Raw genomic sequence first — 2,804 nt, forward strand, 5'->3', positions numbered from 1 at the left:
GGCCCGCGGCCCGTGCGCCGCGGCCCGCCGCGCGGCGGTACTACCGCGATCACCCCCGCGCCGCCCCGAAGCGCCCCCGCCCCGCCCGTTCTCGCGCCGATCGCCCCCGCGCCCGCGCCGATCTCCGCGCTCATCGGCGGCCGGGGCCACCTCGACGACATGCCGCATCCCGTCACCATCCACGGCGACAACGAGATCCGCCCCGGGCGTCCACTTCCGCTCCGCGATCCCATCCATCGCCCCGGCCATCGGCTGCGGACACCGCAGATCAGCGATCACCTCGGTACTCCGATACCCGTGCACCCCGGCCCGCCCATCGGAATCGACCGTCAGCCGCACACGGCTCCGCCAGCCCCCGGCGTACGCGTCCGCCGACCGTGCGCCGCCGAGGTCGGTACCGACCGTCAGAGCACGGGCTACATGGGTGGCCACCCCGCCGATACGGCCGGGGCCCGGCGGCCGCCGATCCGGCGTCCCGGGCCGCCGAGCTGCCAGCGCATCGAGTTGCGCCGCAACGCCACTCGGGAGGCCGAGGGGTGTCGGGATGGTTTCGACGATGAAGTCCGGTTCCCAGTTGGCCAGGCGGCGGAGTTGGTCGGCGACGACCTGGTGTTTGAGGTCGCGTTGGGCGGCGGGGGTGGCGAAGGTGAAGTCGCAGCAGCCCGCGCCGCCGGGGCCGGAGACCGGGCAGGTGGCGGGGATGCGGTCGGGGGATGCTTCGAGGATGTCGATGGCGTCGGCGCGGCAGAAGGAGCCGCCGCGGTCCTCGGTGATCTGGGCGCGCACGAGCTCACCGGGCAGGCCGTGGCGCACGAACAAGACGCGGCCCTCGTGGCGGGCGACGCAGAAGCCGCCGTGGCCGGGCGGACCCAGCCGGACCTCGAAGATCTCGCCGTACCAGTCGGGTCCGGCGCTCATCGCTCGTCCCCGAAGCCGCGCCGGATATTGCCGGGCGCGTTGGCCAGCCGGCCCGGGCGGGCCCGGCCCGCCGAGGACGACAACTGCCACGGGACGCTGGTCACCATCACACCGGGCTCGAACAGCAGGCGGCCCTTGAGCCGCAACGCACTCTGATTGTGCAGCAACTGCTCCCACCAGTGCCCGACCACATACTCCGGAATGAACACGGTGACCACGTCACGCGGGGAATCCTTGCGCACCCGCTTCACGTAATCCACCACCGGCTTGGTGATCTCACGGTACGGCGACTCGATCACCTTGAGCGGCACCGCGATATCGCTGGCCTCCCACTGCCGCACCAGCGACCGGGTGTCGGGCTCGTCGACGTTCACGGTGATCGCCTCGATGGTGTCGGGCCGGGTGGCGCGGGCATAGGCGAGGGCGCGCTTGGTCGGCAGATGCAGCTTCGACACCAGCACGATGGAGTGGGTGCGGCTGGGCAGCACGCCGTCCCATTCGGTGTCGTCGAGTTCCTGCGAGACCGCGTCGTAGTGGCGGCGAATGAGTTTCATCAACCCGAAGATGGCCGCCATGGTGACGATGGCGATCCACGCGCCCGCCACGAACTTGGTGACCAGCACGATGCACAGCACGGTCGCGGTCATGGTCAGGCCGATGGCGTTGATCACCCGCGAGCGCTTCATGCGCGCCCGCTGCGACGGATCGGTCTCGGTGCGCAGCAACCGCGTCCAATGCCGCAGCATGCCGGTCTGACTCAGCACGAACGACACGAACACGCCCACGATGTAGAGCTGGATCAGCCGCGTCACCTCACCGCCGAACAGCACCACGAACGCGATGGCCGCACCGGCCAGGAACAGGATGCCGTTGCTGAACGCCAGCCGGTCCCCGCGCGTGTGCAGCTGGCGCGGCAGGAAACGGTCCTGCGCCAGAATCGAACCCAGCACCGGGAACCCGTTGAACGCGGTATTGGCCGCCAGCACCAGGATCAGCGCGGTGACGATGGTGATGAAGTAGAAGCCCGTCGGGAACCCGGAGAACACCGCGCCCGCCAGCTGCGCGACGAGCGTCTTCTGCTCGTATCCGGCCGGCGCCCCGATCAGGTCGGAGGTGTCGTGCGCGTACACGATGCCGACCTTCTGGGTGAGCACGATCATGCCCATGAACAAGGTGATCGCGATGCCGCCCAGCAGCAGCAACGTGGTCGCGGCATTGCGCGACTTGGGTTTGCGGAACGCGGGCACACCATTGCTGATGGCCTCCACACCCGTCAGCGCGGCACAGCCGGAGGAGAACGCGCGCGCGATGAGGAATACGAAGGCCAGCCCCGCCAGATGCGAATCCTCGGCCTTGAGCCCGAACCCGTAGGACTCGGCGTGCACGGTCTGCCCCAGCCCGATGCGGATGAAACCCCACAGCAGCATGAGCGCCATGCCGATCATGAACGCGTAGGTGGGAATCGCGAACGCGGTACCGGATTCACGGATGCCGCGCAGATTGATCGCGGTGAGAATCACAATCGCGCTGACCGCGAACAGCACCTTGTGTGTTGCGACGAACGGCACTGCCGAACCGATATTCGACGCCGCCGAGGAAATCGACACCGCCACCGTGAGCACATAGTCCACCAAGAGCGCACTGCCGACGGTCAATCCGGCGGTGGGCCCCAGGTTCTTGGTGGCGACCTCGTAATCACCGCCACCGGACGGGTAGGCGTGCACGTTCTGCCGGTAGCTGGCCACCACCACCGCCATCACCAGCGCGACCGCGAGGCCGATCCAGGGTGCGTAGGCGTAGGCCGACAGGCCCGCCACCGAGAGCACCAGGAAGATCTCCTCCGGCGCGTAAGCCACCGATGACAGCGCGTCCGAGGCGAAAACCGG

At 69.0% G+C, this 2,804-nt stretch carries 2 protein-coding genes; both read right to left on the minus strand.

Annotated elements, in window-relative coordinates; all coding sequences use genetic code 11:
* Window positions 1-918 (minus strand): TRAM domain-containing protein (locus tag ACWELQ_RS42860; RefSeq protein ID WP_452402710.1); only part of this gene is annotated, 918 nt, incomplete at its 3' end.
* Window positions 915-2,804: APC family permease (locus ACWELQ_RS42865; protein ID WP_452402711.1), on the minus strand; the 1,890-nt coding region annotated here is incomplete at its 5' end. The genes ACWELQ_RS42860 and ACWELQ_RS42865, both read right to left, overlap by 4 nt.

It is taken from the genome of Nocardia sp. NPDC004722, assembly GCF_053601505.1.